The sequence below is a fragment of the Kitasatospora sp. NPDC002543 genome (assembly GCF_053594915.1).
Genome location: NZ_JBSFWR010000086.1, coordinates 15,819 through 38,622 on the forward strand (window position 1 = coordinate 15,819; position 22,804 = coordinate 38,622).

Annotated in this window: 18 protein-coding genes and 1 tRNA gene; 8 read left to right on the plus strand and 11 right to left on the minus strand. The window is 73.8% G+C overall.

Going from position 1 to position 22,804, the window contains the following annotated elements; all coding sequences use genetic code 11:
* Positions 1–4: 4 nt before the first annotated feature.
* Entirely contained in the window at positions 5–613 is a 609-nt protein-coding gene (locus ACWD4P_RS28725) for a TetR/AcrR family transcriptional regulator (protein ID WP_449781622.1), read from the plus strand.
* A gap of 267 nt (positions 614–880) precedes the next feature.
* Here the strand turns inward: ACWD4P_RS28725 and ACWD4P_RS28730 are convergent.
* A tRNA-Arg gene (locus ACWD4P_RS28730) sits at positions 881–956 on the minus strand.
* A gap of 656 nt (positions 957–1,612) precedes the next feature.
* Between ACWD4P_RS28730 and ACWD4P_RS28735 the strand changes: the two genes are divergently transcribed.
* The 5 genes from ACWD4P_RS28735 (at position 1,613) to ACWD4P_RS28755 (ending at position 7,388) form a co-directional block, all read left to right on the plus strand.
* Positions 1,613–2,221 (plus strand): single-stranded DNA-binding protein, encoded by a 609-nt coding sequence (locus ACWD4P_RS28735; RefSeq protein ID WP_449781623.1) that lies wholly within the window; start codon positions 1,613–1,615, stop codon positions 2,219–2,221.
* Between the two features lie 355 nt (positions 2,222–2,576).
* A complete protein-coding gene (locus tag ACWD4P_RS28740) occupies positions 2,577–4,013 on the plus strand; it encodes a Cys-Gln thioester bond-forming surface protein (RefSeq protein WP_449781624.1) in 1,437 nt (478 codons plus the stop codon).
* A gap of 403 nt (positions 4,014–4,416) precedes the next feature.
* A complete protein-coding gene (gene ettA / locus ACWD4P_RS28745) occupies positions 4,417–6,081 on the plus strand; it encodes an energy-dependent translational throttle protein EttA (protein ID WP_359829731.1) in 1,665 nt (554 codons plus the stop codon).
* Between the two features lie 128 nt (positions 6,082–6,209).
* Entirely contained in the window at positions 6,210–6,653 is a 444-nt protein-coding gene (locus ACWD4P_RS28750) for an acyl-CoA thioesterase (protein ID WP_359829732.1), read from the plus strand.
* 42 nt (positions 6,654–6,695) lie between these two features.
* A complete protein-coding gene (locus ACWD4P_RS28755) occupies positions 6,696–7,388 on the plus strand; it encodes a hypothetical protein (protein ID WP_449781625.1) in 693 nt (230 codons plus the stop codon).
* Positions 7,389–7,445: 57 nt separating this feature from the next.
* Here the strand turns inward: ACWD4P_RS28755 and ACWD4P_RS28760 are convergent, their stop codons facing one another.
* The 10 genes from ACWD4P_RS28760 to ACWD4P_RS28805 all read right to left on the minus strand — a co-directional run bounded on the left by ACWD4P_RS28760 (position 7,446) and on the right by ACWD4P_RS28805 (position 20,886).
* Positions 7,446–7,850, minus strand: a complete 405-nt coding sequence (locus ACWD4P_RS28760; RefSeq protein WP_359829733.1) for a globin — start codon at positions 7,848–7,850, stop codon at positions 7,446–7,448.
* Between the two features lie 90 nt (positions 7,851–7,940).
* Positions 7,941–9,077, minus strand: a complete 1,137-nt coding sequence (locus ACWD4P_RS28765) for an ABC transporter permease (protein ID WP_359829734.1) — start codon at positions 9,075–9,077, stop codon at positions 7,941–7,943.
* Positions 9,074–9,991 (minus strand): ABC transporter ATP-binding protein, encoded by a 918-nt coding sequence (locus tag ACWD4P_RS28770; RefSeq protein WP_449781626.1) that lies wholly within the window; start codon positions 9,989–9,991, stop codon positions 9,074–9,076. The genes ACWD4P_RS28765 and ACWD4P_RS28770 overlap by 4 nt, the downstream gene beginning before the upstream one ends.
* A 168-nt stretch (positions 9,992–10,159) precedes the next feature.
* Complete coding sequence (locus ACWD4P_RS28775) at positions 10,160–11,521, minus strand: FHA domain-containing protein (RefSeq protein WP_449781627.1); 1,362 nt, start codon at positions 11,519–11,521, stop codon at positions 10,160–10,162.
* Positions 11,522–11,594: 73 nt separating this feature from the next.
* Positions 11,595–12,950, minus strand: coding sequence for a vWA domain-containing protein (locus ACWD4P_RS28780; protein ID WP_359829737.1), 1,356 nt, complete (start codon positions 12,948–12,950; stop codon positions 11,595–11,597).
* Positions 12,951–13,059: 109 nt separating this feature from the next.
* Positions 13,060–14,391, minus strand: coding sequence for a protein phosphatase 2C domain-containing protein (locus ACWD4P_RS28785; protein WP_449781628.1), 1,332 nt, complete (start codon positions 14,389–14,391; stop codon positions 13,060–13,062).
* A gap of 2 nt (positions 14,392–14,393) precedes the next feature.
* Positions 14,394–16,940: a tetratricopeptide repeat protein gene (locus ACWD4P_RS28790; protein WP_449781629.1), complete on the minus strand. Its 2,547-nt coding sequence runs from the start codon at positions 16,938–16,940 to the stop codon at positions 14,394–14,396.
* A gap of 5 nt (positions 16,941–16,945) precedes the next feature.
* Positions 16,946–18,328 (minus strand): hypothetical protein, encoded by a 1,383-nt coding sequence (locus ACWD4P_RS28795; RefSeq protein WP_359830471.1) that lies wholly within the window; start codon positions 18,326–18,328, stop codon positions 16,946–16,948.
* A 273-nt stretch (positions 18,329–18,601) separates the two neighbouring features.
* Positions 18,602–19,555, minus strand: a complete 954-nt coding sequence (locus tag ACWD4P_RS28800) for a transporter substrate-binding domain-containing protein (RefSeq protein WP_449781630.1) — start codon at positions 19,553–19,555, stop codon at positions 18,602–18,604.
* 20 nt (positions 19,556–19,575) lie between these two features.
* Positions 19,576–20,886: a hypothetical protein gene (locus ACWD4P_RS28805; protein ID WP_359817981.1), complete on the minus strand. Its 1,311-nt coding sequence runs from the start codon at positions 20,884–20,886 to the stop codon at positions 19,576–19,578.
* A 653-nt stretch (positions 20,887–21,539) separates the two neighbouring features.
* On the opposite strand from ACWD4P_RS28805, the gene ACWD4P_RS28810 reads away from it, so the two are divergent.
* A complete protein-coding gene (locus tag ACWD4P_RS28810) occupies positions 21,540–22,115 on the plus strand; it encodes a nucleosidase (RefSeq protein ID WP_359817983.1) in 576 nt (191 codons plus the stop codon).
* 31 nt (positions 22,116–22,146) lie between these two features.
* Complete coding sequence (locus ACWD4P_RS28815; protein WP_449781631.1) at positions 22,147–22,668, plus strand: DinB family protein; 522 nt, start codon at positions 22,147–22,149, stop codon at positions 22,666–22,668.
* Positions 22,669–22,804 lie beyond the last annotated feature (136 nt).

The following is a 22,804-nucleotide window of genomic DNA, read 5'->3' on the forward strand; positions in this document are numbered from 1 at the left end:
CCCCATGACACCGGCCCGTGGAGACCATGACGCCCGACGCTCGGAAGTCTCCGAGGGGGTGTGGCGGGTGCTCTCCACCCGGGGCTTCGAGGGGCTGACCCTGCGTGCGGTGGCCGCCGAACTGGGCGCCTCCACCGGGCTGTTGACGCACTACTTCCCGAACAAGCGGGCGCTGCTGAGCCACGCGCTGGAGGAGCTGGACCGGCGCTCGCTGGCCCGCCCCCGGCGCACCGCCCCGGAGGACGGCAGCCCGCCGCCGGCCGGGCTGGCCCGGGTGCGGGCGTCGCTGCTGGACGTGCTGCCGCTGGACGGCGAGGCCGCGGCCGACAACCGGATCTGGGTCGGCTCCTGGGACCACGCCCTGGCCGACCCGGACCTCGCGGCCGCGCACGCGGGCCGCTACGCGCGCTCCCGTACGGCGCTCACGGAGCATGTCGTGGACGCCCAGCGGCTGGGGGAGCTCCCGGCGCACGCCGACCCGGTCGCGCTCGCGGCGGGGGCGCAGGCCTTCGTGCTGGGGCTGGTGGTGCAGGCGCTGTTCGCTCCGGAGGAGTTCCCGGCGGAGCGGCAGACGGAGCTGCTGGACGCCTATCTGGCCGGACTGGCGGGGTAGTCGGGGCCGGGGGCCGGGGGCCGGGCCGGCGGCTCGGGCCCGGTGTCGGGAGTGCGGGCGCCGGCGCGTTCGGGGGATGAAATCGCCGGGAATTCCGGTTGTTCCGATTGACCCCGTTTCCGGCGCCATTCCCGCGAAGGCCGCGGCACGTATCGTCACGGGTTATGCGCGGTGAGTGCGCGGAGCGGTTGGTGTACGGCATTACCGACCGGCCCGGAACGGACACGGAAAGTGTCGGGGGCTGCGGTGGCCTGCGGAATTGCGAGGTGGTGCCCCCAGCAGGATTCGAACCTGCGACCTACCGCTTAGAAGGCGGGTGCTCTATCCGCTGAGCTATGGGGGCGGGACGGGCGGCGCCCTGGCGGGCGTGACCGTGGCCGGGATCGGGCTGGCGAGCGCCGGGCGCGCGCTGTTCAGGCCCCGTGCCCGAGGGCCGGGGTGGGGGTGGTGGGCCCTCGTCCTGTCGGGGACAGGATAAGGGTGACCGGTTCCCCGGCCGGGTGCGACGACACCGCCGTTGGTGTGTCGGTTCGGTGGAGCGGTCCGATAATCGCAGGTGAAGGCCGTGAGTGCAGCGGTCTGGGAGTGTTCGGCGCCGGACGTTGTGCAGTCGTTACGGGGCTGCCTCCTCACCCGTTATGGATTCGGCACGGAGAATGTGGCGCCGGCGTGCGGGTGGGGGGCCGTAATCACGCTTGCGCCGGTCGGATGACGTGCGCGGACGGTCGTCGGGGCGCGTTCCGGGGCGCGTTCCCCGGCGGGTCCCGGCGCGCGCCGACGGGGCGGCGAGCAGCGAGTTTGTTGTCATGGCCGCGAAGAAGTGGGGGGTGGAGTGACGGCCGAAGGCTGAAATTCACCCCTGCGGGTGACAACAGTTTCCACAGCCGTGAGTTATCCACAGGATTTCGGAACTCCGTGGCCGGGATTTCCTCCGAAGTGCACGCTCAAGGCGCACCGGTCGATTCCGTACGGTGCATCGGCGGGAACGGAGGGTGTGCCATGAGCGAGACGCACGTGACGGTGATCGGCAATGTGGCGACGGAGGTGAGCTACGGCGAAACCAATGGCGGCGTACCGATGGCCAGCTTCCGGCTCGGCTGCACCGAGCGGCGGTACGACCGGCAGCGCGAGTGCTGGGTGGACGGCGAGACGCAGTGGGTGCGGGTGACGGCCTGGCGGGCGCTGGCGGTCAACCTGATCGGCTCGCTGGCCAAGGGCGATCCGGTGCTGGTGAGCGGTCGGCTGCGGGTGCGCGAGTGGACGGAGGGGGAGGTGAAGCGGAGCCGGGCCGAGATCGACGCCCGATCGGTCGGACACGACCTCACCCGTGGTACCACGGCGTTCCGGTGGGCGGCGGGGGTGCGCGGGCAGCCGTCGGGCGGTCCCGGGCCGGTCGGGGCGGAGGCCGGGAGCGAGGTGGTCCCGGAGTGGATCGTCAGCGCGGTGGAGGCGCGCAGGGGCTCGGCGGTGGCGCTCGGCGCGCCCCCGGCGGTGGTCGCGGCGGCGGTCGTGCGGGCGCTGCCGCCGGGCGGCGGGTCGGCCCCGGGGGAGCCGGGCGAGGTGGCCGGGGGGAGTCGAGGGGGTGGCGCGGCGGGCGAGTCGGGCTGACGGGACGATGACCCTTCCCTGTCGACAAATATGTTGATCGAGAAGGTTGTTGACCCCCCGCGCGCAATCCGACCGGATAACAGAAAACGATCCGCCGGATTCTGGCAGACCATCAGCTTGTGTGGGACTTGCGGCGGTTGATAACGATACAGATACGGAATCGTCCTGATTTCGCATGTGGGTTTCGGGGCCTCCGGGGCTCAATAGGATTCGTCTGGTTCATACCCGCAGCAGTGCCACAGGGGGCACGCGCGGGACGGCAAGTCGGCGGGCCGCCCACTCGGTGCGGCCCGGCCCGGAGGGATCCCAGATGTTCCAGAGGCAGGGGCGGAGTCTGTCCCGGATAACCACTGTCATGCTCACGACCAGCTTGGCGCTGGGCGGTGGCCTGTTCGCGGCCGGTGCGGCGGCCGCGGCCGGCACCCCGAGCTCGGGCGTGACCGCGGAAGTCCAGAACGAGATGCTCGGCGAGAAGGTCGACGTCGAGGGCAAGGGGACGGTCGACGCCGGTCTCTTCACCCTCAAGACGGCCAACGGCGAGAAGCTCAGGACGTACTGCATCGACTTCGACAACCCGGTCTACCTGGACAGCGGCGCCAAGTACCACGAGGCGGACTGGGCGTCGAGCTCGCTCAACAGCAACGCGAACGCGCCCAAGATCCGCTGGATCCTGGACAACTCCTACCCGCAGGCGAGCCTGGCCTCCCTGGCCACGGCGATCCACGTCGACGGCCTGAGCGAGGCGGACGCCGCCGCCGGCACCCAGGCCGCGATCTGGAAGTTCTCGGACAACAAGAACGCCACCCCGCGCAACGACAAGGCCAAGAAGCTTCGCGACTACCTGGTCGGCGACGCCAACAAGGGCGTCGCGGCCGAGCCCAAGCCCTCGCTGACCCTCTCCCCGGACTCGGCCTCCGGGAAGTCGGGCGGCAAGCTCGGCCCGTTCCTGCTGAACTCCAGCGCGAACGAGGTCAAGCTGACCGTCACCGGCGACGCCGCGGACAAGGTCAAGCTGCTGGACAAGGACAGCAAGCCGGTCAACGGCAGCCTGGCCGGCCCGATCGGCAAGGACACCCCGCTGTTCCTGGACGTGCCGGCCGGCACCCCGGACGGCAAGGCCGCCATCAGCGCCACCGCCGAGGCCAACGTGCTCAGCGGCCGGGTCTTCATGAGCAAGGTCGACAACCGCGGCCGCCACAGCCAGACCATGATCCTGGCCGGCTCCACCAAGGTGAACGTCGCGGCCGACGCCAAGGCCACCTGGAAGCAGGGCAAGGGCGCGCTGATCGACAGCTCCGCCAAGGAGGAGTGCGCCGCCGGCGGCGTGCGGGTGTCCGTCACCAACAGCGGTGACGAGGCCGCCACCGTCACGGTCGGCAAGCAGCAGGTCGCCGTCCAGCCGGGCAAGACCGAGACCGTGCTGGTCAAGGTCGAGGAGAAGGCCAACTACGACTTCACCGTGACCGGCCCGAACGGCTACACCAAGCAGTTCACCGGTGTCCTGGACTGCAAGGTCGGCGTGACCCCGACCCCGGGCCCGTCCACCCCGGCCGCCACCACCGCGCCGTCCGGCACGCCGAGCGCGGCCCCGTCCGGCACCCCGAGCAACGGCGCCGGCCAGCCGACCCCGGCGACCACCAGCGCCGCCCCGGGCACCGGTGGCCTGGCCCAGACCGGTGCCAACGACTCCACCCCGATCCTCGCCGCCGTCGCCGGTGGCCTGGTCGTGGCCGGTGGCGCCGCCGTCTTCGTCCTGCGCCGCCGCGGCCGCCACGGCCGCACCACCGCCTGACCGGCCCGAACCGCCTGACCGGCCCGAACCGGCTGACCGGCCCGACGGGCCGACCGGCCCCGACCGGCTGAACCGATCGAACCGCCCGAGCGGGCCGGGAGGCACTGACCTCCCGAGGCCCTGAGAGCGGCAACCGGCCCGGCTCCCCGCACCCGCTGCGGGGGGTCGGGCCGCGGTGTTTCCGGCCGCCGGGGTGGATCGGGCGGCTCGGCCGGTACCGCGCTCGACGCGGCCCGGGGCCGGGGCGGCGGGGCCGGCCGGACGGCCGAGGGCCGGTGACGGCCGGGGAGCCGTTCGGGATACCCCGGTGGGGTCACCTGGGCGATTCGGGGCTCCGGGCCGGGTGCGGCACAATGGAAGGCTGCAAGCCGAATTACTCCCGACGACGCCGGAGCGATCTCACGTGGCGGAATACATCTACACGATGCGCAAGGTGCGCAAGGCTCACGGAGACAAGGTCATCCTTGACGACGTGACGCTCAGCTTCCTCCCCGGAGCGAAGATCGGCGTCGTGGGCCCCAACGGCGCCGGTAAGTCCACCGTGCTGAAGATGATGGCCGGCCTGGAGCACCCCTCCAACGGCGACGCCTTCCTCTCGCCCGGCTTCACGGTCGGGATGCTCCTCCAGGAGCCGCCGCTGGACGAGACCAAGACGGTCCTGGAGAACGTCCAGGACGGCGTCAAGGAGATCAAGGGGAAGCTCGACCGCTTCAACGAGATCGCCGAGCTGATGGCGACCGACTACTCGGACGCCCTCCTCGAGGAGATGGGCAAGCTCCAGGAGGAGCTGGACCACGCCGAGGCCTGGGACCTGGACGCCCAGCTGGAGCAGGCCATGGACGCCCTGGGCTGCCCGCCCGGCGACTGGGCGGTCACCAAGCTCTCCGGTGGCGAGAAGCGTCGTGTGGCGCTCTGCAAGCTGCTGCTGGAGGCCCCCGACCTGCTGCTGCTCGACGAGCCCACCAACCACCTCGACGCCGAGTCGGTGAACTGGCTGGAGCAGCACCTGGCCAAGTACAAGGGCACCGTCGTGGCCGTCACCCACGACCGGTACTTCCTGGACAACGTGGCCGGCTGGATCCTGGAGCTCGACCGCGGCCGCGCCATCGGCTACGAGGGCAACTACTCCACCTACCTGGAGTCCAAGCAGTCGCGTCTCAAGGTCGAGGGGCAGAAGGACGCCAAGCGCGCCAAGCGCCTCAAGGAGGAGCTGGAGTGGGTCCGCTCCAACGCCAAGGGCCGCCAGGCGAAGTCCAAGGCGCGTCTGGCCCGCTACGAGGAGATGGCGGCCGAGGCCGACAAGATGCGGAAGCTGGACTTCGAGGAGATCCAGATCCCGCCGGGCCCGCGTCTGGGCAGCGTCGTCATCGAGGTCGAGAACCTCAACAAGGCCTTCGGTGAGAAGGTCCTGATCGACGACCTGAGCTTCACCCTGCCGCGCAACGGCATCGTCGGCATCATCGGCCCGAACGGCGCCGGCAAGACCACCCTGTTCAAGATGCTCCAGGACCTGGAGACCCCGGACAGCGGCACGGTCAAGGTCGGCGAGACCGTCAAGATCAGCTACGTCGACCAGACCCGCTCCAACATCGACCCGAAGAAGACCCTCTGGGAGGTCGTCTCCGACGGTCTGGACTGGATCAACGTCGGCCAGGTCGAGATGCCGTCCCGCGCCTACGTGTCGGCCTTCGGCTTCAAGGGCCCGGACCAGCAGAAGCCGGCCGGCGTGCTCTCCGGTGGTGAGCGCAACCGCCTGAACCTGGCGCTGACCCTCAAGCAGGGCGGCAACCTGCTGCTCCTCGACGAGCCCACCAACGACCTCGACGTCGAGACGCTCTCCTCGCTGGAGAACGCCCTGCTGGAGTTCCCCGGCTGCGCCGTGGTCATCTCCCACGACCGCTGGTTCCTGGACCGAGTGGCCACCCACATCCTCGCCTACGAGGGCGAGAGCAAGTGGTTCTGGTTCGAGGGCAACTTCGAGTCGTACGAGAAGAACAAGATCGAGCGGCTCGGCGCCGACGCCGCCCGTCCGCACCGGGCCACCTACAAGAAGCTGACCCGAGGCTGACACCCGCCCGTCACAACGGCCCGGCAGACTGCCCTCCGGGGCGGCCTGCCGGGCCGCGGCCCGTCGCCGCCACCGGCCCTCGCCGGGAAGCGGCGCCGACGGGCGACCGGACACCGAGGAGAACCCCCGTGGCTCGCCACATCTACGCCTGCCCGCTGCGCTGGTCCGACATGGACGCGTTCGGGCACGTCAACAACGTGGTCTTCCTGCGCTACCTGGAGGAGGCCCGGATCGACTTCATGTTCACCCAGGCCGCCGCGGCCGGCGCCGGGGAGTTCGCGGGCGGCTCGGTGGTGGCCCGCCACGAGATCGACTACAAGCGCCCGCTGGTGCACCGGCCCGAGCCGGTCACCATCGAGACCTGGGTGACGAAGATCGGCGGCGCCTCGCTGACCGTCTCCTACGAGATCAAGGACGTCGCCGAGGACGGCAGCGACACCGTGTACGTCCGGGCGTCCACCGTGGTCGTCCCCTACGACCTGGCCGAGGGCCGGCCGCGCCGGATCTCGCCGGTGGAGCGGGAGTTCCTGGGCCGCTTCATGGACGAGGAGCCGGTGGCCGCCGCCGTCTGACCCCACCCGACGATTCGAGCCGACGATTCGAGCTGAACCGCTGTGACCATCACCGCCCGTCTCGCCCTGACCGACACCGGGGAGGCCGCCGACCTCTCCGCCTTCCTGCAGCGCCTGCTGCGCTTCGACCGGGCGGCGGCCGTCCGGCTCCAGGCGGTGGGCCCCGGCGAGGGGGACGGCGTGCTGGCGGTCTTCGGGCGGCTGCCGCTGGGCGGCTCGGGGACGCTGGCGATCCGCACCGTGCGGCTGGGCGGCCTGGACGAGGCGGTGGACCTGACCGTCTCGGCGGGCCGGCTGCTGGACGGCGTGGACGCGGAGGCGGGCGCCGTCGGGCTGCCCGCGCCGGTGACCGGCCCGGCCTGGGCCGGGCTGCTGCCGCCGCGCACCGGCTGGCGGCCGGTCGGCGCCCCGCCGGTGGCCGAGGTGTACCCCGAACTGATGGCCGGGGTGCGGGAGTTCCGCGAGCGCAGCGAGGCCGTTCCGGCGCACCACCGCACCCGTGCGGTGCTGGACGCGCTGGCCGACGAGATCTGGTCCCGCCCGGTCTCCGTGCTGCCCGAGCTGCCGCTGCGCGCGCCGCACGCCGCGTACGTGATCGGCTTCCTGCGGCCCGGCGCCCCGCTGACCGTGCACCGGGCGGGCGGCTGGCTGCGGCTGAGCGCCCCGGCGGGCTCGGTGGCGGTGCGCACCGCGGCCGCGCCGGGAGCGGGGCTGGGGCTCAGCCCGCTCCGGTAGGCGTGGAGCGGGCTCGGCGGAGCCCGGGCTCACGGATCACGGCCTCGTGGGGCCGGCTCAGCCCGGGGTGTTGATCATCGAGGCGGCGGCGTAGGTCAGGTACTCGAGCAGCTGCTGCTCGTGCTCGTCCGCCAGGTCCAGGCTCGCCACGGCTGCCCGCATGTGGGTGAGCCAGGCGTCGTGCGCGGCCTTGTCGACCTTGAACGGGGCGTGCCGCATCCGCAGCCGCGGGTGGCCGCGCCGCTCGCTGTAGGTGCGCGGGCCGCCCCAGTACTGCATCAGGAAGAGGGCCATCCGCTCCTCGGCCGGCCCGAGGTCCTCCTCGGGGTACATCGGCCGCAGCAACTCGTCCTCCGCGATGCCTTCGTAGAACCGGTGGGCCAGCCGCCGGAAGGTCGCTTCACCGCCGACCTGGTCGTAGAAGGTCTCCTCGCTCAACGTGCCCCGCCGGATCTCTCTCACCCGACCATGGTCGCAGACGCCGACGGGGTCGTACACCGGGACCAAAGGCGTACGACCCCGTCGGGATCGGTGGGGATCAGCCGGGGAGGGTCAGTCCTCCCAGCGGAACAGCTTCCAGGAGATGCCGGTCAGCACGGCCGCGAAGAGCAGCAGGCCGCCCATGGTCGGCAGGGCGTCCATGACGCCGCCGCCGCGGGTGAGCACCGACTGGGCGGAGTCGACCAGGTAGTGCAGCGGCATGACCTCGGAGACGGCCTTCAGCCAGCCCGGGGCGCCGTCCAGCGGGAAGAACGAGCCGGACAGGAAGGACATCGGCAGCACGATGATCTGCGAGATGCCGTTGGCCGCCTCCTCGGTCTTGGCGACCGAGCCGGCCAGCAGGCCGATCGACATGAAGGCGAGCGTCGCGCAGGCCACCAGCGGGATGACCAGCCACCAGTTGCCGGTGAGCTTGAGCCCGAAGAAGCTCGTCGCGACGACCAGGAAGACGGCGGTCTGCAGGAACGCGGTCAGCAGCGAGACCAGGACCCGGGAGCTGATCACGGTGCCGGCGTTGATCGGGGCCAGCCGCAGCCGGCGCAGCACCTTGGTCTTGCGCCAGTTGACCAGCGTCAGCGCGGCGCCGAAGACCGCGCCGGTGGCGACGGCCCAGCCGAGCAGGCCGGGGGTGAGGAACTGGATCGGCTTGAGGGACTTGTCCTCGACCTGCTGGGAGTCCAGCACGAAGGCCGGCTTCTGGCCGGTGGCCGCCTGGTTGGCGGTCTGGACCACCGAGTCGAGGATGCCCTGGAGGGCGCCGGCGCGGACCTGGTCGGCGGCGGTGTAGCGCAGCTCGACGGTGCCGTCCGGGCCCTGCTTGATCAGCGCGTCGTAGTCGCCCTTGCGGACCTTCTCCAGGGTGGCGGCCTCGTCGTCGGTCTTCGTGATGGTGAGGACCTTCTCCAGGCCGGCCCGCTGGTCGCCCTGGATGGAGTCGAACAGCTTCACCGCGCCGACCTGCGCCACCTTGGCGTGGGGGCTGCCGGAGCCCTTGGTCACGGAGCCGAAGAACACCAGGAACACCAGCGGGAACAGCAGGATGAAGAAGGTCGCGGTGCGGTCGCGCTTCATCCCGAGCAGCATGGCGCGGGACAGGCTCCAGAACGCGCTGACCCGCTCCCGCTCGCCGGCGGCCGGGCCGCCGCGCCGGCCGGGGGCCTGCGGCTCGGTGGGGGTGGTGGGGGTCATGCGCGGAACTCCCGTCCGGTCAGCTGGAGGAAGACGTCCTCCAGGGTGGCGCCGCGCACTTCCAGGCCGCGCAGCGCGTTCTGCTCGGCGAGGACGCTGAGCACCGGGGCGGGAAGGCGGGTGGAGACGGAGAGCGAGACGCTGTCGTCCTCCAGGGTGGTGATGTCCGCGCCGGCCGCGGTCATCAGCTCCCGGGCCCGGTCGAGCGGGAGCTGGCCGGAGGCCACGCTGATCCGGACGGTGTCGTCGATCTCGCGGATCAGCGCCGCCGGGGCGCCGGTGTGCAGGATCTTCCCGTGGTCCATGATCGAGACCCGGTCGCAGAGCACCTCGGCCTCGTCCAGGTAGTGGGTGGTCAGCACGACCGTGCGGCCCTCGGCGTTGATGTCCCGCAGGAGGTCCCAGAGGTTGCGCCGGGACTGCGGGTCGAGGCCGGTGGTGGGCTCGTCCAGGAAGACGAGCTCCGGGTCGTGGGCCAGGGCGCAGGCGATCGACAGGCGCTGGGCCTGGCCGCCGGACATCTGGTCGGTCATCGTCCCGGCCTTCTCGGAGAGGCCGACCCGCTCCAGCATCGCGTCGGCCCGCTTGGGGCCGACCCCGTAGAACGACGCGAAGGTGCGGATGGTCTCCCGGGCCGTCAGTTTCCGGAAGAAAGCGGAGGCCTGGAACTGCACGCCGATTCGCGGCAGCAGTTTCGGATTGCGCGGCCAGGGCGCCATGCCCAGCAGTTCGACCCGGCCCTCGTCCGGTTTCCGGACGCCCTCCAGGATCTCCATCGTGGTGGTCTTCCCGGCGCCGTTGGGGCCCAGGATCCCGTAGAACTCGCCGGCCTCGACGGTGAACGACACCCCGTCGACGGCCTGCACATCCCCGTACCGCTGGCGGATGCCGTCAGCGGATATAGCAGCAGTCATGTGCCATGAGCCTAGGGGCTGGGAAGGCTCCTGCGCACACCGGTGCGGGGGAATTTGCGGATATTTTGGAGACGGCCCGAATGCGGCCGGGCCGGGCGGATGTCGAATTCCGCCCGGCCCGGCCGGAGTTGTCGGCGGAAGGCCGCCGGATAACGATTTGACGGACTTTCAGCCCCGGTGCACGGTGATGGTGGTCCAGGCGCCGATGTGGATCCGGTCGCCGTCGTTCAGCGGCACCGCGGTGTGCGGGGCGACGGGCTCCGCGCCGCCGTTCATGGTGGTGCCGTTGGTGGAGTCCTGGTCCACCAGGACCCAGCTGCCGTCCGCCTGTTCGGCGAGCAGCGCGTGCTGGTGCGAGGCGCCCGGGTCCTCCGGCGGGACGGACAGGTCGATCTCCGGCACCGTGCCGCGGTGCTGGCTGCGCCGCCCGATCCGCAGCTGGCCGCGGCCGGTCAGCGGGATCCGGCGCTCGGGGCAGTACGGCGGGAAGAACAGGCCGGCCGCCTCGGGGCCGCTGCGGGCCATCATCTCGGTGAAGTAGTCCCGGTCGGCCGAGACCACGGCGATCCAGTTGGCCCGCGCCGGCTCGGCCGGGACGGGCTCCTGGGGCTGCTGCGGCTGCGGTTGCCGCGGCGGCGCCAGGGTGAAGGAGGTGCCGAAGTCGCCGCCGCGGCTGTTCGGGCCGGGGCCGGCCGGCTGGGCGTACACCGGGCCGGAGTCCTCGCGCACCGAGGTGTCGGGGAACCCGCTCTCCGGCGCGGGCCCGTCCTGGCCGTGGCCGGCCGGGACGGGCGGGTAGCCGTAGCCGTGCGGGTGCCCGGGGGTCTGGGGCTGCTGCGGGACGGGTGGGGCGACGGCCTGCTGGGCGGCCGGCGGCGGGGCGAGCGGTCCGCCGGCCGGCGTCTGCCCGAACGGCGGCTGCCCGAAGGGGTGTTGGCCGCCCGGGGCATGGCCGGCGGGATCATGACCGGCGGGGGCCTGCGGCGGGGTGCCGCCGTAGGCCGCCGGGATGTTCAGCGGCGGCTGCTGACCGGGACCGGGCTGGGCCGGACCGGCGCCGGGCACCTGGCGGCGCGAGGGCGTGGAGAGCTCGTAGTCGTAGCCGCACTCCTCGCAGAACCGTCCGGTCTGCGGGCTGCGGCAGATCGGGCAGACGGCCAGGCCCGCGGTGAGGCCCTGCGGTCCGGCCTGCGGCGGGACGGCCCCGTACGAGGGCGCGGCTCCGTGCGAGGGCGCGGCTCCGTGGGCGCCGTGCGGCGGCGGGGGCAGCTGTCCCGGCGGCGGCAGGGGCGCGCCGTGCGGCGGGACGGCGCCCGGCGGCATCGGCGGCGGAGGCGGCGGTGCGCCGAAGGACGCGCCGCCGTACCCCGGGTGCCCACCGGAGTGCGTGCCGGGCGCGGAGTCGGCCCCGGGCGCCCCCGGGTAGCCTCCGTGCGCCCCCGGTGCGGGGGCCGGCGGGGTCATCGGGAAGCCGCAGAAGTCGCACCAGTCCTCGGCCTGCGACTCGTGGCCCCTCGGGCAGATCGGCATCAGGTCCCCCTCGTTTCGGGCCCGCTCGGTGCGGCGTCGCGCCGGGATGTCGGTCCGGTCACGTCTTCAGCGGTCACTTCTTCACACGTACCGTCTTGGTCGACCGGGTCTCAAGGGTCATCGAGTCGGCCTCGCTCACGTTCTTACGGAACCGAACCGTACCCTCCTTCGGGTCCACCACGTCCACCACCTTCTGGAGCAGCCGGTAGGTGCCCTCGTTCCCGGTCGCGTGGGCGATCCGGACGGCGGCGCCCAGCTTGGCCGTCGCGCGGTGGACGTCCCCGGCCCGGTGGGCCTCCAGGCCCTCCTGGATGGAGGAGGCGAGCTCGGCCTGCCCGGTGTAGTGGGCGACCTGCGGGCTGATCCGGGTGGAGGAGGCCAGGTCGTCCGTCCAGACCGCCTTGACCAGGCCCTGGGTGAGCACCTCCGGGGTGCCGCCGGCGACCTGCTGGGGCAGCACCAGGCTGACCCGGGCGGCCAGCATCTCGTTGCCGACCGAGGCGGCCGGCACCTCGACGCAGACGTGGTAGTCGCGGCTCTCGTCGCCCCAGGAGCCGGTGGGGTAGTCGCCGGCCCGGGGGCCGGCCTCGGTGCGGCGGGAGGTCAGGTCCTCGACCGACGGGGCGACCTGCTTGACGAACCGGACCGTGGCGTTGGCCGGGGTCCAGATCCGCAGCGCGACATCGGCGACCTGCTTGCCCATCGCGCCGGCCATCATCGAGCGGAAGTCCTCGGCCAGGCCGGAGGGCTCGGCGACGATGTCGGTGGTGCCGAGCAGCGCCGAGGAGATCCTGCGCAGCTCGTCGATCCGCCAGTCGGTGCCCACGCCGCGGCAGTCGGCGGTGAAGTGGCCGGTCACCCGCTCGACGGTGCGGGCCAGGTCCTCGGCCGACTCGTGCTCGTTGTTGCCGTCGGTGAGCAGGACGGCGTGCCGGATGGCGATGTCGCGGCGGGTGAGGAAGAGCTGGTCGGCTTTGGCCAGCCAGGTGCCCATCGCGGTGCCGCCGGCCGCGGTGAGCCGGCGCAGCGACTCCTTGGCCTGGGCGCGGGTGATGGCGGAGGCGGTGGCCAGGGTGCCGTCGCCGGGGTAGATGTCGCGGGCCTCGTGGGTGCCGGCGACCACGGCGAAGGCGGTGCCGTCGCGCAGGGCGTCGATGGCGGCGGCGGTGGCCTCGCGGGCCCCGTTGATCTTGCTCTTGGGGTAGTCCATCGAGCCCGAGCAGTCCACCAGGACGACCACGGCCGCCGAGGCGCCGGTGCCCGCCGCGGCGGCGTCGGAGAAGCCGAGCGGCCGACCGCCCGAGGTGCCGCCGCCGGTGGAGGTGACGGTGACGATGGCGTTGACCTCGCGGGCGCCGTCGGCCAGGTACTCGTTCTGGAAGATCTCCACGTCGAATCTGGGCAGGTTCGGCTTCGCCAGAGTTGCCATGGGGCGGTCGGCTCCCGTCGGGTGAGGGGTGGACGTGCTCAGGACGGTGGGGCGGCCCGCCGGGCGGGGCCGGCGGGCCGTGCCGCCGGGGCGTCCGGCGGGTGGTCGGTCAGGCCGTCGGCGGGTGCGGCGGCTGCGGCGGGACGGGCGGTGCGGCGGGCGGGGCGGGAGCGGCGGGGGCGGTCGGCGGGACGGGCGGCGCCGGGGGGATCTCCGGGGGCGCTGCCGGGGCCGGGGGCAGCGGGGCGGCGGGGGAGCCGATCACCGGGAGGTCCGGCAGGGTCGGCTCGTAGTCCTCGTCCTCCTCCGGGGCGGGCCGGTCGGCCGACCGCGGGGCGATCACCGGCAGGTCCAGCGCGGTGGGGCTCTGTTCGGCCTCCTCGACGGCGGCGGCCGGCGGGTCGATCGGCAGCACGGCGACGGTGATGTTGTCGTGGCCGCCGGCCGCGACGGCGAACTTCACCAGGGTCTGCGCCGTGGCGAGCGGCTCGGTGCGGGCGTCCGGGCGCACGTAGTACGCCAGGTCGGTGGCCGCCTCGGCGTAGTTCCACAGCCCGTCGGTGCAGATCAGCACCACCCCGGGGACGTGCGGGGTGAAGTCGAGGGTGTGCGGGACGACCTCCTCGGCGTCGGCGCCGAGCCAGCCGGTGATCGCGTGCGCCCGCGGGTCGGCGTAGGCCTCGGCCTCGCTCATCAGCCCGGCCTCGACCATCCGGGCCGCCCAGGAGTCGTCCTGGGTGAGCCGGAACGGCTCGGCGGCGGCGCGGTCGTCCGGGATCCAGTACGCCCGGGTGTCGCCGACCCACCCGATGGTGACCCGCCCGCCCGCGGCTATCGCGCTGACGTAGGTGCAGGCGGGCGCGTTGAGGTCGGGCCTGGCGGGGCCGGCGCCGTCGGTGGCGAGGGCGGCGACGGCGTCGGCGGCGTCGGCGATGGCCCGGCGCATCGCCTGGTTCGGGTCCCGGCCGGCCTCCAGGGCGGTCAGCAGCGACTCGGAGGCGACGTCCACGGCGGTCTCCGAGGCCTCGTCCGGGCGGTCGGAGGAGGAGACGCCGTCGCACACCACGGCGACGACGACCGGCTCGCCGCCGGGCAGGGAGGTCGCGGCGACGGTGAAGGAGTCCTCGTTGCGGTGGTGGCGCACGCCGCGGTCGCTGACCCCGGCGACGCCGCCGAGGGACTTCTCCATGTGGTCGCGCGGGCGGGGCTGGGCGCCGCCGCAGCCCTCGCAGTAGCCGTCCGGGGTGACCTTCGGCTGCCCGCAGTGGACGCAGACGGGCCCGCGCGGCGAGGGTACGGCCTCGCCGCGTGCGGTGGCCCAGCTCGTGGGCATCGAGCCGGGGGCCGCCCGGCCGTCCCGGCCGGTCCCGCAGGAGCCGCAGTAGGCGTCCTCCGGCTCCATCGGCTCCGAACAGCTCGGGCACTCGGTCTGCTGCGGCATTGCTACACCCACGTCCTGGGACGGGCACGGTTGGCCCGTTCCACCATCTCGATCCTGATCTCGGCCCGGTCGGCCAACCGGGCGAGTACCCGGTAGGACTGTTCCAGGGCGAAGCGCAGTTCCCGCTCCCGTGCGGGACGTCCCAGTACCACCAGGTCGGTGGCGGGCCGGCCGGCGGCCGTCTCGGCGCCCACCCAGCCGAGGGCCGCGTCGAGCACCTCGACGGAGAGCTCCTCGCGGCGGCGGGCGTCCAGTCGCAGCGCGGTCAGCTGCGCGGAGCTCGCGCCGAGGTCGGCGGCCAGGTCGTCGGTGGGCCGGCGCTCGCGCAGCCGGGCCCGGACGGCGGCGATCCGGGCGGCCGTGTACTGGTTGGAGGCGGCCGGGACGGTCTCCAGGACGCGGACCGCGCCGGTGCGGTCCCCCTCGGCCAGGCGGACCCGGGCCAGCCCGAAGGCGGCGCTCAGGTAGGCGTGGTCGGTGGTCCAGACCAGTCGGTAGAACTCGGCCGGGTCGCCGCCGTCGCCACCGCCGTTGCCGTCGCGGAGCAGCTCGGCGCAGATGGCCAGGGCCAGCTTGGGGGCGGCCTCGCCGGGAAAGGCGTCGTAGACGGCGTCGAAGGCCTCGGCGGCGGTCCGCACGTCGGGGGCGGTGCCGCCGACGAGGGCGGTCAGGCCGCGGTACCAGACCACCCGCCAGTCGTCCGGCTGGTCCTTCTCCAGTTCGGCGAGGTGCTCGGCGGCGGCCCCGTGGCGGCCGAGTTCGAGCAGGGTGCGCAGCTCGCGCAGCCGGCTCTCGACGGAGGCGGCGGGGACGCCGGCCAGTGCGGCGAGCGTCTCCTCGGGGTCGGGGGTGACCAGGACGGCGAGGAAGCCGGCGTTGGGGTCGCCGGGGTCGACCCGGGGGACGGGCAGTGCGAGGGCCGCTGCTGCCGGGTCCAGCGGGGCCACCCGGAGCTGCCCGGACTTCTCGGTGGGCAGCAGCAACTCGGTGTCCACGACGCGCAGTTCGGGTCCGAAGAGGGTGGAGGGCGCGGGCCGGGGCCGGTCGTCCCGGAGGGCCAGGACCTCGCGCAGCACGCCGGTGAGCTGGTCGGCCATCTCCTCGGCGGAGGCGAAGCGCCGGGCCGGGTCCGGGTCGGTGGCGCGGACCAGGAAGCGGTAGTAGGACTCGTACCGGGCGAAGACCTCGACCTGCTCGGGGCCGGGCAGCGAGTCGCGGTAGGTGCCGCTGTAGCCCTGGAAGTCGAAGGTGAGCACCGCCAGGGTGCGGGCCACGGTGTACAGGTCGGAGGCGACGGACGGGCCGTCGATGGCGATCTCCGGGGCCTGGTAGCCGACGGTGCCGTAGATCGGGCCGTCGTCGTCGGACCGGCGGACCGCGCCCATGTCGATGATCTTGAGCGTGTCGCCGCTCTGGATCACGTTGTCGATCTTGAAGTCGCAGTAGACCAGGCCCCGGCCGTGCAGGTAGCCCAGGGCCGGCAGCGCCTCCAGCGCGTACGCGATCGCCTGCTCGACCGGCAGCGGTTCGCGCCGGCCGTCCGGGGTGCGGCGCTCGTTGGCGATGTCCTTGAGGGACTTCCCGCCGACGTACTCCATCACGATGTAGCCGTCGGTGGCGCCGGTCTGCGGGTCCGGGTGCTCGGCGAAGTTGATGATCCGGACGATGTTCGGGTGGTCCACCTCGGCCAGGAAGCGCCGTTCGGCGACGGCGACCGCGAGCGCGTCCTCGTCCCCGGTGTCCAGCAGGCCCTTGAGCACCACCCACTTGTCGTGCACCCGCCGGTCCATCGCCAGGTAGATCCAGCCGAGCCCGCCGTGCGCCAGGCAGCCCACCACCTCGTACTGCCCGCCGACCAGATCGCCGCGGCGCAGCTTGGGCGTGAACGAGTACGGCGTGCCGCACTTGGTGCAGAAGCCGTCCGGGCGGCCGGGGCGTCCGTTCTTCTCCCGGCCCACCGGGGCGTCGCACCTGGAGCAGAACCGCTTGCGCTCGGGCACCTCGGGGTCGACCAGCACCGCCCGGGACGGGTCGGCCGCCTCGACGGTCGGCACGGTGACCAGACCGGCGCCCAGCCGGTTGCGGGTGCCCGCGGAGGCGCCGCCCCGGGAGGAGCGGACGGAGAGCGAGCGGCCGCTGCCGGTGCCGGCCGACAGCGAGTGCGCCGAGCCGCTGCGGCCGGATCCGGCGTGGCCGGAGCCGCCCCGGCCGGGGCCGGGGGAGACCCGGGCGGAGGGGACGTGGGACCGGGTGGCGCCGGTGTCGCCGGTGCCGCGGGTGTCGCCGGTGGGCGCGGTCAGGCCGCACTCGTCGCAGTAGCCGTCCGGGTCGATGCTGCCGGAGCAGTCGCGCGGGCAGGGCGAGCCGGGGCCGGCGGGGGCTCCCGGCGCGGACGTTCCTGCCGTGGAGGTTCCCGTCGAGGAGGTCCCTGGCGCCCCGGAGGTCCCCGTGGTCCGGCCCGCAGGGGCCAGGCCGCACTCGTCGCAGTAGCCGTCGGCGTCGATCCTGCCGCTGCCGGAGCACTCCGGCCGTTCGCACGTCCCGCCCATCAACCTCAGCCCCCCTGAACCTGTCCGTCCTGAACCTGTCCGTCGGCCGGCGTCCGGCCGGCCGCCTCCTGAGCCTGTCCGTCCCCGGTCTCGGCGTGGGCCGGCCGCAGCGACTGCTGGAACCGGGCCACCGCGGCGGCCGCCGCCCGCAGGTCGCAGGGTGCGCTCCACAGGAGCCAGCGCGCCTTCTCGTACCGTTCGATCACTTCCGGGTCCTCGGCGACCCGCAGCCGCGCGGCCATCGCCTTGTAGGCGTCCAGCCGGCCGCGCAGTTCGGCCCGGACGGCCAGCGGCTGGGTCACCTCGGTGAGCGACTGCCGGGCCCGGCCCAGCTCCTTGGCGGCGGCGTCCTCCAGCGCGTCCAGCAGCGGTGCCAGCCGGCCCCACTGCCCGGCCTGGCGCAGGTCCAGCGCCGCGACGATCCGCTCGCGCAGCGCCGAGGCCGGTCCGGGCACCGCCGGCACGTCGCTGGACGCTATCTTCGCCAGCACCTCGCCGCGCGCCCGGCGGGCCTCGGCCAGGGTGGCGTCGGCCCGCTGGAGCAGGTCGCCGACGCCCTGGAGGCGTTCCTCGGCCTCGTCGCGCAGCCGCAGCAGGTCCTCCAGCTCCAGCCGGACGCCGTCCAGCGCCCGCCCGGCCCGGTCGAACCGCTCGGTGTCCACCATTCCGGCCGGGCCGGCGAAGGCCTCCCCCTCCGGGACGGTGCCGCGCTGGGCGGGCACCCGGGCCGGGCGCCACAGCGACAGCGGGTCGCCGTGCACCTCGGTGCGCAGCCCGGTGAGGTCCTTCTCGATCCCGGCCAGGTCGTCGCCGAGCGGGTGGGCGCCGGTGCGCACGCCGAGCGAGGCGGCCAGGGTGCGCACCCGCTGGAGTTCGGCGAGCAGCAGGTCGATCCGGGCGGGCAGCGCCGACCAGACCGCGTCGGCGGCGCTGACCACCTCCAGCACGGTGGCGTACCAGGAGTTCATCCGGGTCATCAGCGCGTCCAGGCTGATCCGCTCGACCAGCCTGGCCGGCGCGCCGAGCACCTGCGGGCCGTCCGGCACCACTCCGCCCGGGACGGTCACCGCCTCGCCGGTCAGCAGTTCGCTCAGCTCGGCCAGCTCGGGTGCGCCGGGCTTGGCCTTGCGGGCCCGGACGGCCCGGGCCGAGGCGAGCGCCTCGGAGTAGCGGTCGAACAGTGCCCAGAGCAGTGGCAGGCCCTTGCCGGCGACCGACCAGCGCTCCAGGGTGCGCCCGGACAGCTCGGCGCCGTCCAGCAGCCGCAGGCCCGGGTGGTCCTGGAGCGCGAGCAGCGCGGACTCGACCGCGTCCCGCTCCGCGCCGAGGCGGGCGAGCGCGCGGTCCACCTCCTCCCGGCTCAGTACCGGGCCAGCCGATGCCGCCACCGCGGTGTCCTTCCTTCCTCGCGTGCGATCCGGACGTGCCTGACGTGCGGTCCCACGACAACCCCCGTGCCCACCACCGGTCTCCCCGTGGTGATCGTCCCGAACCCTAGCCGGTGACCGTTCGGGCGGTGCGGGCGCGGGGCGTCAAGCCGTTGTCGGCGCTCCGCTGACGGGCCGTGCGCCACCTCTTCCGCGCCCTCCCGCGCGCCGTCCCGGAGGTCGTCCCGGACGTCGTTCCGGACGTCGTCCCGCCGGGTCGGCCGCCGCGGCGGTTCAGCGGGTGCCCGGCCAGTACCGGTCGGCGTCGATCTTCAGGTACGGCTCGAGCCAGTGGTTGTACGAATCGGTCCAGTCGCCCCGGGCGTGGTAGTCGGCGAGCACCTGGTTGACGCGGGCGATCAGGTCGGTGTTCTTCTCGTTCACGGCGACGCCGATCGTCTCCTCCTGGATCGCGCCGGGAACGATCTGCACGGTCTGGTCCTGGGCGGCCTGACCGGCCGCCAGGATGTCGTCGGTCATGGTCGCGTCGACCTCGCCGAGCTGCATCCGGACCAGGCAGTCCAGCTGGTTCGCCACCGTGACGACCTTCCCGGCGGTCTTCTTCTTCTCGACCACGTCCAGCGCGGTGGTTTCCTCGGCGACGCAGACCCTCTTGCCCTTGATCGCCTCGTCGATGTCCTTCGGGTGGGACGTCTGCGGCACCAGGACGCGCTGGCTGATCTTGAAGTACGGCGTGGAGAAGGCGACGCCCTTCATCCCGCACTTGACCGTCATGGTGCGGACGATCAGGTCGACCCTGCCGCTCGTGATGGCGGGCACCCGGTCGCCCGTGGCCACCGGCTTGAACACCACTTTGTTCTTCTGCGGGTCCGCGCCGTTCATGACGGCCGCGCCGATGGCCCGGGCGAGGTCGATGTCGAAGCCCTCGATCTGCCCGGTCTTCGGGTTGCGGGCGCCCCAGCGGTAGCTGTTCTGGTCCACGCCGATCACCAGGGTGCCCTTGTCCTTGACGGCCTTCACAGCCGGGCCGTCGGCGGTGCTCGGCGGCACGCTCTTGTGGACGTCGCAGTCGTCGGCCTGATCCTGCCGCACCTCCAGCGGTGCGGCGGTCGCGGCCGTCGGCGCGGCGCCGACGGGGCCGCCGCCGGCGAGCACGGCCGCGCCGGCCGCCAGCAGGGCCAGCGCGGCGGCGGGCCTGGTGGTTCTCCGGAAGGTCCTGTTGCGCATCGGTGCGTCTCCCTTGCCCGTTACCGGTACTCGGCCAGTCGTCGGCCCAGGCCGCGCAGCGCGGCGGCCGCGGCCACCAGGCCGGACAGCGCGACGGCGACGGCGGCGGCGCGCAGATCCCAGTCGGTGCCCTTGGCGGCGTTCGTGAGGCTCTTCTGCTCGGCTTCGGCGGCCTTCCCGAGTGCTTCGTCGGTGGCCTTGAAGAAGGCGTCGGCGGTGGTGCCGCCGCCGTCGGCCGTCACGGTCGCCTTCAGCGCGCCCTCGTAGTCGGTGCTGTTGACCTCCAGTGCCCGGGCCGCCTCGTGCTGCCGGAGCCAGGAGCCGTACTGCTCGGTGGCCTTCGCGATGTCGCCGGCGGCGTCGGCGGGGGCGAGCTTGAGGGCCTCGCCGAGGGTGCCGCCGCCCGGCCTGCGGGTGCCGTCCGGGGCTGACCCGTCCAGGTGCGTGATGGTCGCCGTCCACGCGTCGGTGTACTTGGCGGTCGAGCCGCGGGCGACGAAGTGCAGGTTCTCGTTCAGCCGGGCGGTCAGCACGTCCACCCGGGCGGAGTTGAGCGCGCGCAGCGGGGCCGCGCCCTGCTCGAAGCTGCGCTGGAGCGCGAAGGTCGTGCCCAGTCCGGCGGCGGTCAGCCACAGGGTGCCGGCCAGCACGGCGGCGGTGGCGCCCAGCAGCCCGATGTTGAACACCCGGTTGGTGCGGCGGAACAGCGTCAGCTGCACCCAGACCAGCGCCGCCAGGGTGACCAGCCCCAGGCCGTACGCCGCCCACGGCACCGCCTTGGCCGCGGCGTAGTCGGCGGCGAGTTCCCGGTCCTCGTAGTCGGAGAGCCGGCCTGCGGTCTGCAGCAGCTCCTTCTGCATCTGCTCGGAGGCGTAGCGCAGGTAGGCCCCGCCGAGCGGGATGCCCTGCCGGTTGTCGGCCCGGGCGTTCTCCACCAGGCCCGCGTAGACCGTTAGTTGCTGGCCCAGGAGGGTCAGTGGTTCCTTCGCCCGAGAGGCCGTGCCGGCCAGGGCGGCGGCGCTGGTGATCAGCTCGGCGGTGCGGGCGAGGTCCTGCTCGTACTCCTTGCGGACCGTGGTGGGCTCGTTGCCGGCCAACAGGAAGCCGGTGGTCGCGGTGGTGGCGGCACCGGCCAGTCTGCGGTGGATCTCGGCGGCGTCCCGGCTGAGCGGCTGGCTGTGGGTGACCACCCGCTCGGCGGCCCGTGCCCTGTCCTCCAACTGCCAGGCGGTGAGCCCGCCGAAGGCGATGGTGAGCACCGCGAGCACCACGCCGGCCAGCCTCAGCCGGTTGGGCGGCGTGCGGGTGGCCTGTGCGAGCCGGGCGCGCACGCCGGTGCTGACGGCAGTCGAGAGGCGCGTCGCGGGTGCCTTGCCAGGTCCGGTCGCCGGGGGAGCGCCGCCGGGCCTCGCGAGCGGGGCCGCTCCGGGTGCGGGCGTCGTGACCGGCGCCACCGGTACGGCCGGCGCCGCCGGTACGGCCGTCGCGACCAGTGCGCCCGGCGCTCCCTGCGGCCCCGGCCGGTTCGGCCGTGCCGGGTGCGCGGTGCCGGATGCGCCGTTGCCTGCTGGTGTTGCCACCCGCCTCATCCTCCCCTGGGGCCGGACCCGTCCCCGGGGCCCGACCGATGGCAGCAGTATGGCCGTGACTCCCCCCGGCCACACCCGACTTGCGCCGATCTTGAGCATGTCGTGCACGTTCCCCCGGGCGGCCCGTGCCGCCGGTGCGGCTCCGGCCGGCCGTCCCGAGGGGCGGCGAACCGTCCGACGCGGATCGCGCCCCCGGCGGTTCCCGGGCGGGGTCCCGGCGCTTCTCCCGGCGGGTGCCTCGGCAGGTCCCCCGACGGGTGCGTCGGCGGGTCCCCGGCGGGTGCGTCGGCGGGTCCCCCGGCCGGGCGGAGCGCGGGGGCCGTTCCGGAGCGCGGGGGCCGCCCGCGGGCGGGCGATCCCGGGTGCGGTCCGCCTTCGCTCCGTACGATGGAGGTATGCGCCTGCTTGGAACGATCTCGCCCGACCGCCCGCTGCTCGTCGTCGCCGTGCGCGAGGAGGCCGCTCACCTGGACGGTCGGCTGCCCGTGCTGCTCACCGGGATCGGGAAGGTCAACGCCGCGGTCGCGCTGACCACCGTCCTCGCCCAGGGCGAGAAGCCCTCCGAGGTGATCAACCTCGGCACGGCCGGCGCGCTGCGCCCCGGCTGGGAGGGCACCCACCACGTGGTCCAGGTGATCCAGCACGACCTCGACACCGCCGCCCTGCACGCGCTCACCGGGCGTGAGTACGGTGCACCGCTGGTGATCGGCAAGGGCGACGGGCCGGTGCTGGCCACCGGGGACCTCTTCGTCTCCGACACGGCCGCCCGCGACCGGCTCGCCGAGCACGCCGACCTGGTGGACATGGAGGGCTACGCCGTCGCCACCGTCGCCCACCGGGCCGGGGTGCCGGTACGGCTGGTCAAGCACGTCAGCGACGAGGCCGGGGACGGCGCGGGCCACACCTGGAAGGAGGCGGTGGACGGCTGTGCCCGCGAGCTGGCCGACTGGGTGGTCGCCCAGGGCTGGTGACGTCGCGTCACGGTCTGGCTAGGGTGGCGCGGTGACCGACACCGACACCGGGCGGAGCACGCCCTCCGACGTCCGTCCGCCGAGCCTGAACGCGGACGAGCCGACCACTCTGCTGGCCTTCCTCGCCTACCTGCGCGCGGCGGTGATCGCCAAGCTCGACGGGGTCTCCGACGAGGACGCCCGGCGCCCCGGCGTGGCCTCCGGCACCAGCCTGCTGTGGTTGGTGCGGCACCTCGCCGTGGTCGAGGACAACTGGTTCACCTGGGCCTACCGGGGCGTGGGCGAGGCGCCCCGGGAGACGGACGGCGAGTCGCTGGACGGCGCGACGGTGGCCGCGGAGGTGGCCGCCTACCGGGAGGCCATCGGGCGCTCCGACGCGGTGGTCGCGGCCGCCCCGGACCTGGACCGGCCGGGCGCGCGCTCGCTGCGGCCGGACGCCGTCGAGGGGCCGTCGCTGCGCTGGGTGCTGGTCCACATGATCGAGGAGACCGGGCGGCACGCCGGGCACGCGGACATCATCCGCGAACAGCTGGACGGCGCGATCGGACGCTGAGGGCGCAGAGTGCGCCGACGGCGCAGAGTGCGCCGACGGCGCCGAGTGCGCCGACGGTGCCCGGGCCGGGGAGGGCAGCCGCCGTCCACGCCCCGGGCACCCGCCCCGGGCACCCCGGTCAGGCGTTCCGGAAGGC

Coding starts and splice junctions, on each gene's coding strand:
- ACWD4P_RS28725 (WP_449781622.1), top strand. CDS start 5: ATGACACCGGCCCGTGGAGACCATGACGCCCGACGCTCGGAAGTCTCC.
- ACWD4P_RS28735 (WP_449781623.1), top strand. CDS start 1,613: ATGAGCGAGACGCACGTGACGGTGATCGGCAATGTGGCGACGGAGGTG.
- ACWD4P_RS28780 (WP_359829737.1), bottom strand. CDS start 12,950: ATGGCAACTCTGGCGAAGCCGAACCTGCCCAGATTCGACGTGGAGATC.
- ACWD4P_RS28765 (WP_359829734.1), bottom strand. CDS start 9,077: ATGACCCCCACCACCCCCACCGAGCCGCAGGCCCCCGGCCGGCGCGGC.
- ACWD4P_RS28800 (WP_449781630.1), bottom strand. CDS start 19,555: ATGCGCAACAGGACCTTCCGGAGAACCACCAGGCCCGCCGCCGCGCTG.
- ACWD4P_RS28740 (WP_449781624.1), top strand. CDS start 2,577: ATGCTCACGACCAGCTTGGCGCTGGGCGGTGGCCTGTTCGCGGCCGGT.
- ACWD4P_RS28790 (WP_449781629.1), bottom strand. CDS start 16,940: ATGGGCGGGACGTGCGAACGGCCGGAGTGCTCCGGCAGCGGCAGGATC.
- ACWD4P_RS28770 (WP_449781626.1), bottom strand. CDS start 9,991: ATGACTGCTGCTATATCCGCTGACGGCATCCGCCAGCGGTACGGGGAT.
- ACWD4P_RS28775 (WP_449781627.1), bottom strand. CDS start 11,521: ATGCCGATCTGCCCGAGGGGCCACGAGTCGCAGGCCGAGGACTGGTGC.
- ACWD4P_RS28810 (WP_359817983.1), top strand. CDS start 21,540: ATGCGCCTGCTTGGAACGATCTCGCCCGACCGCCCGCTGCTCGTCGTC.
- ACWD4P_RS28785 (WP_449781628.1), bottom strand. CDS start 14,391: ATGCCGCAGCAGACCGAGTGCCCGAGCTGTTCGGAGCCGATGGAGCCG.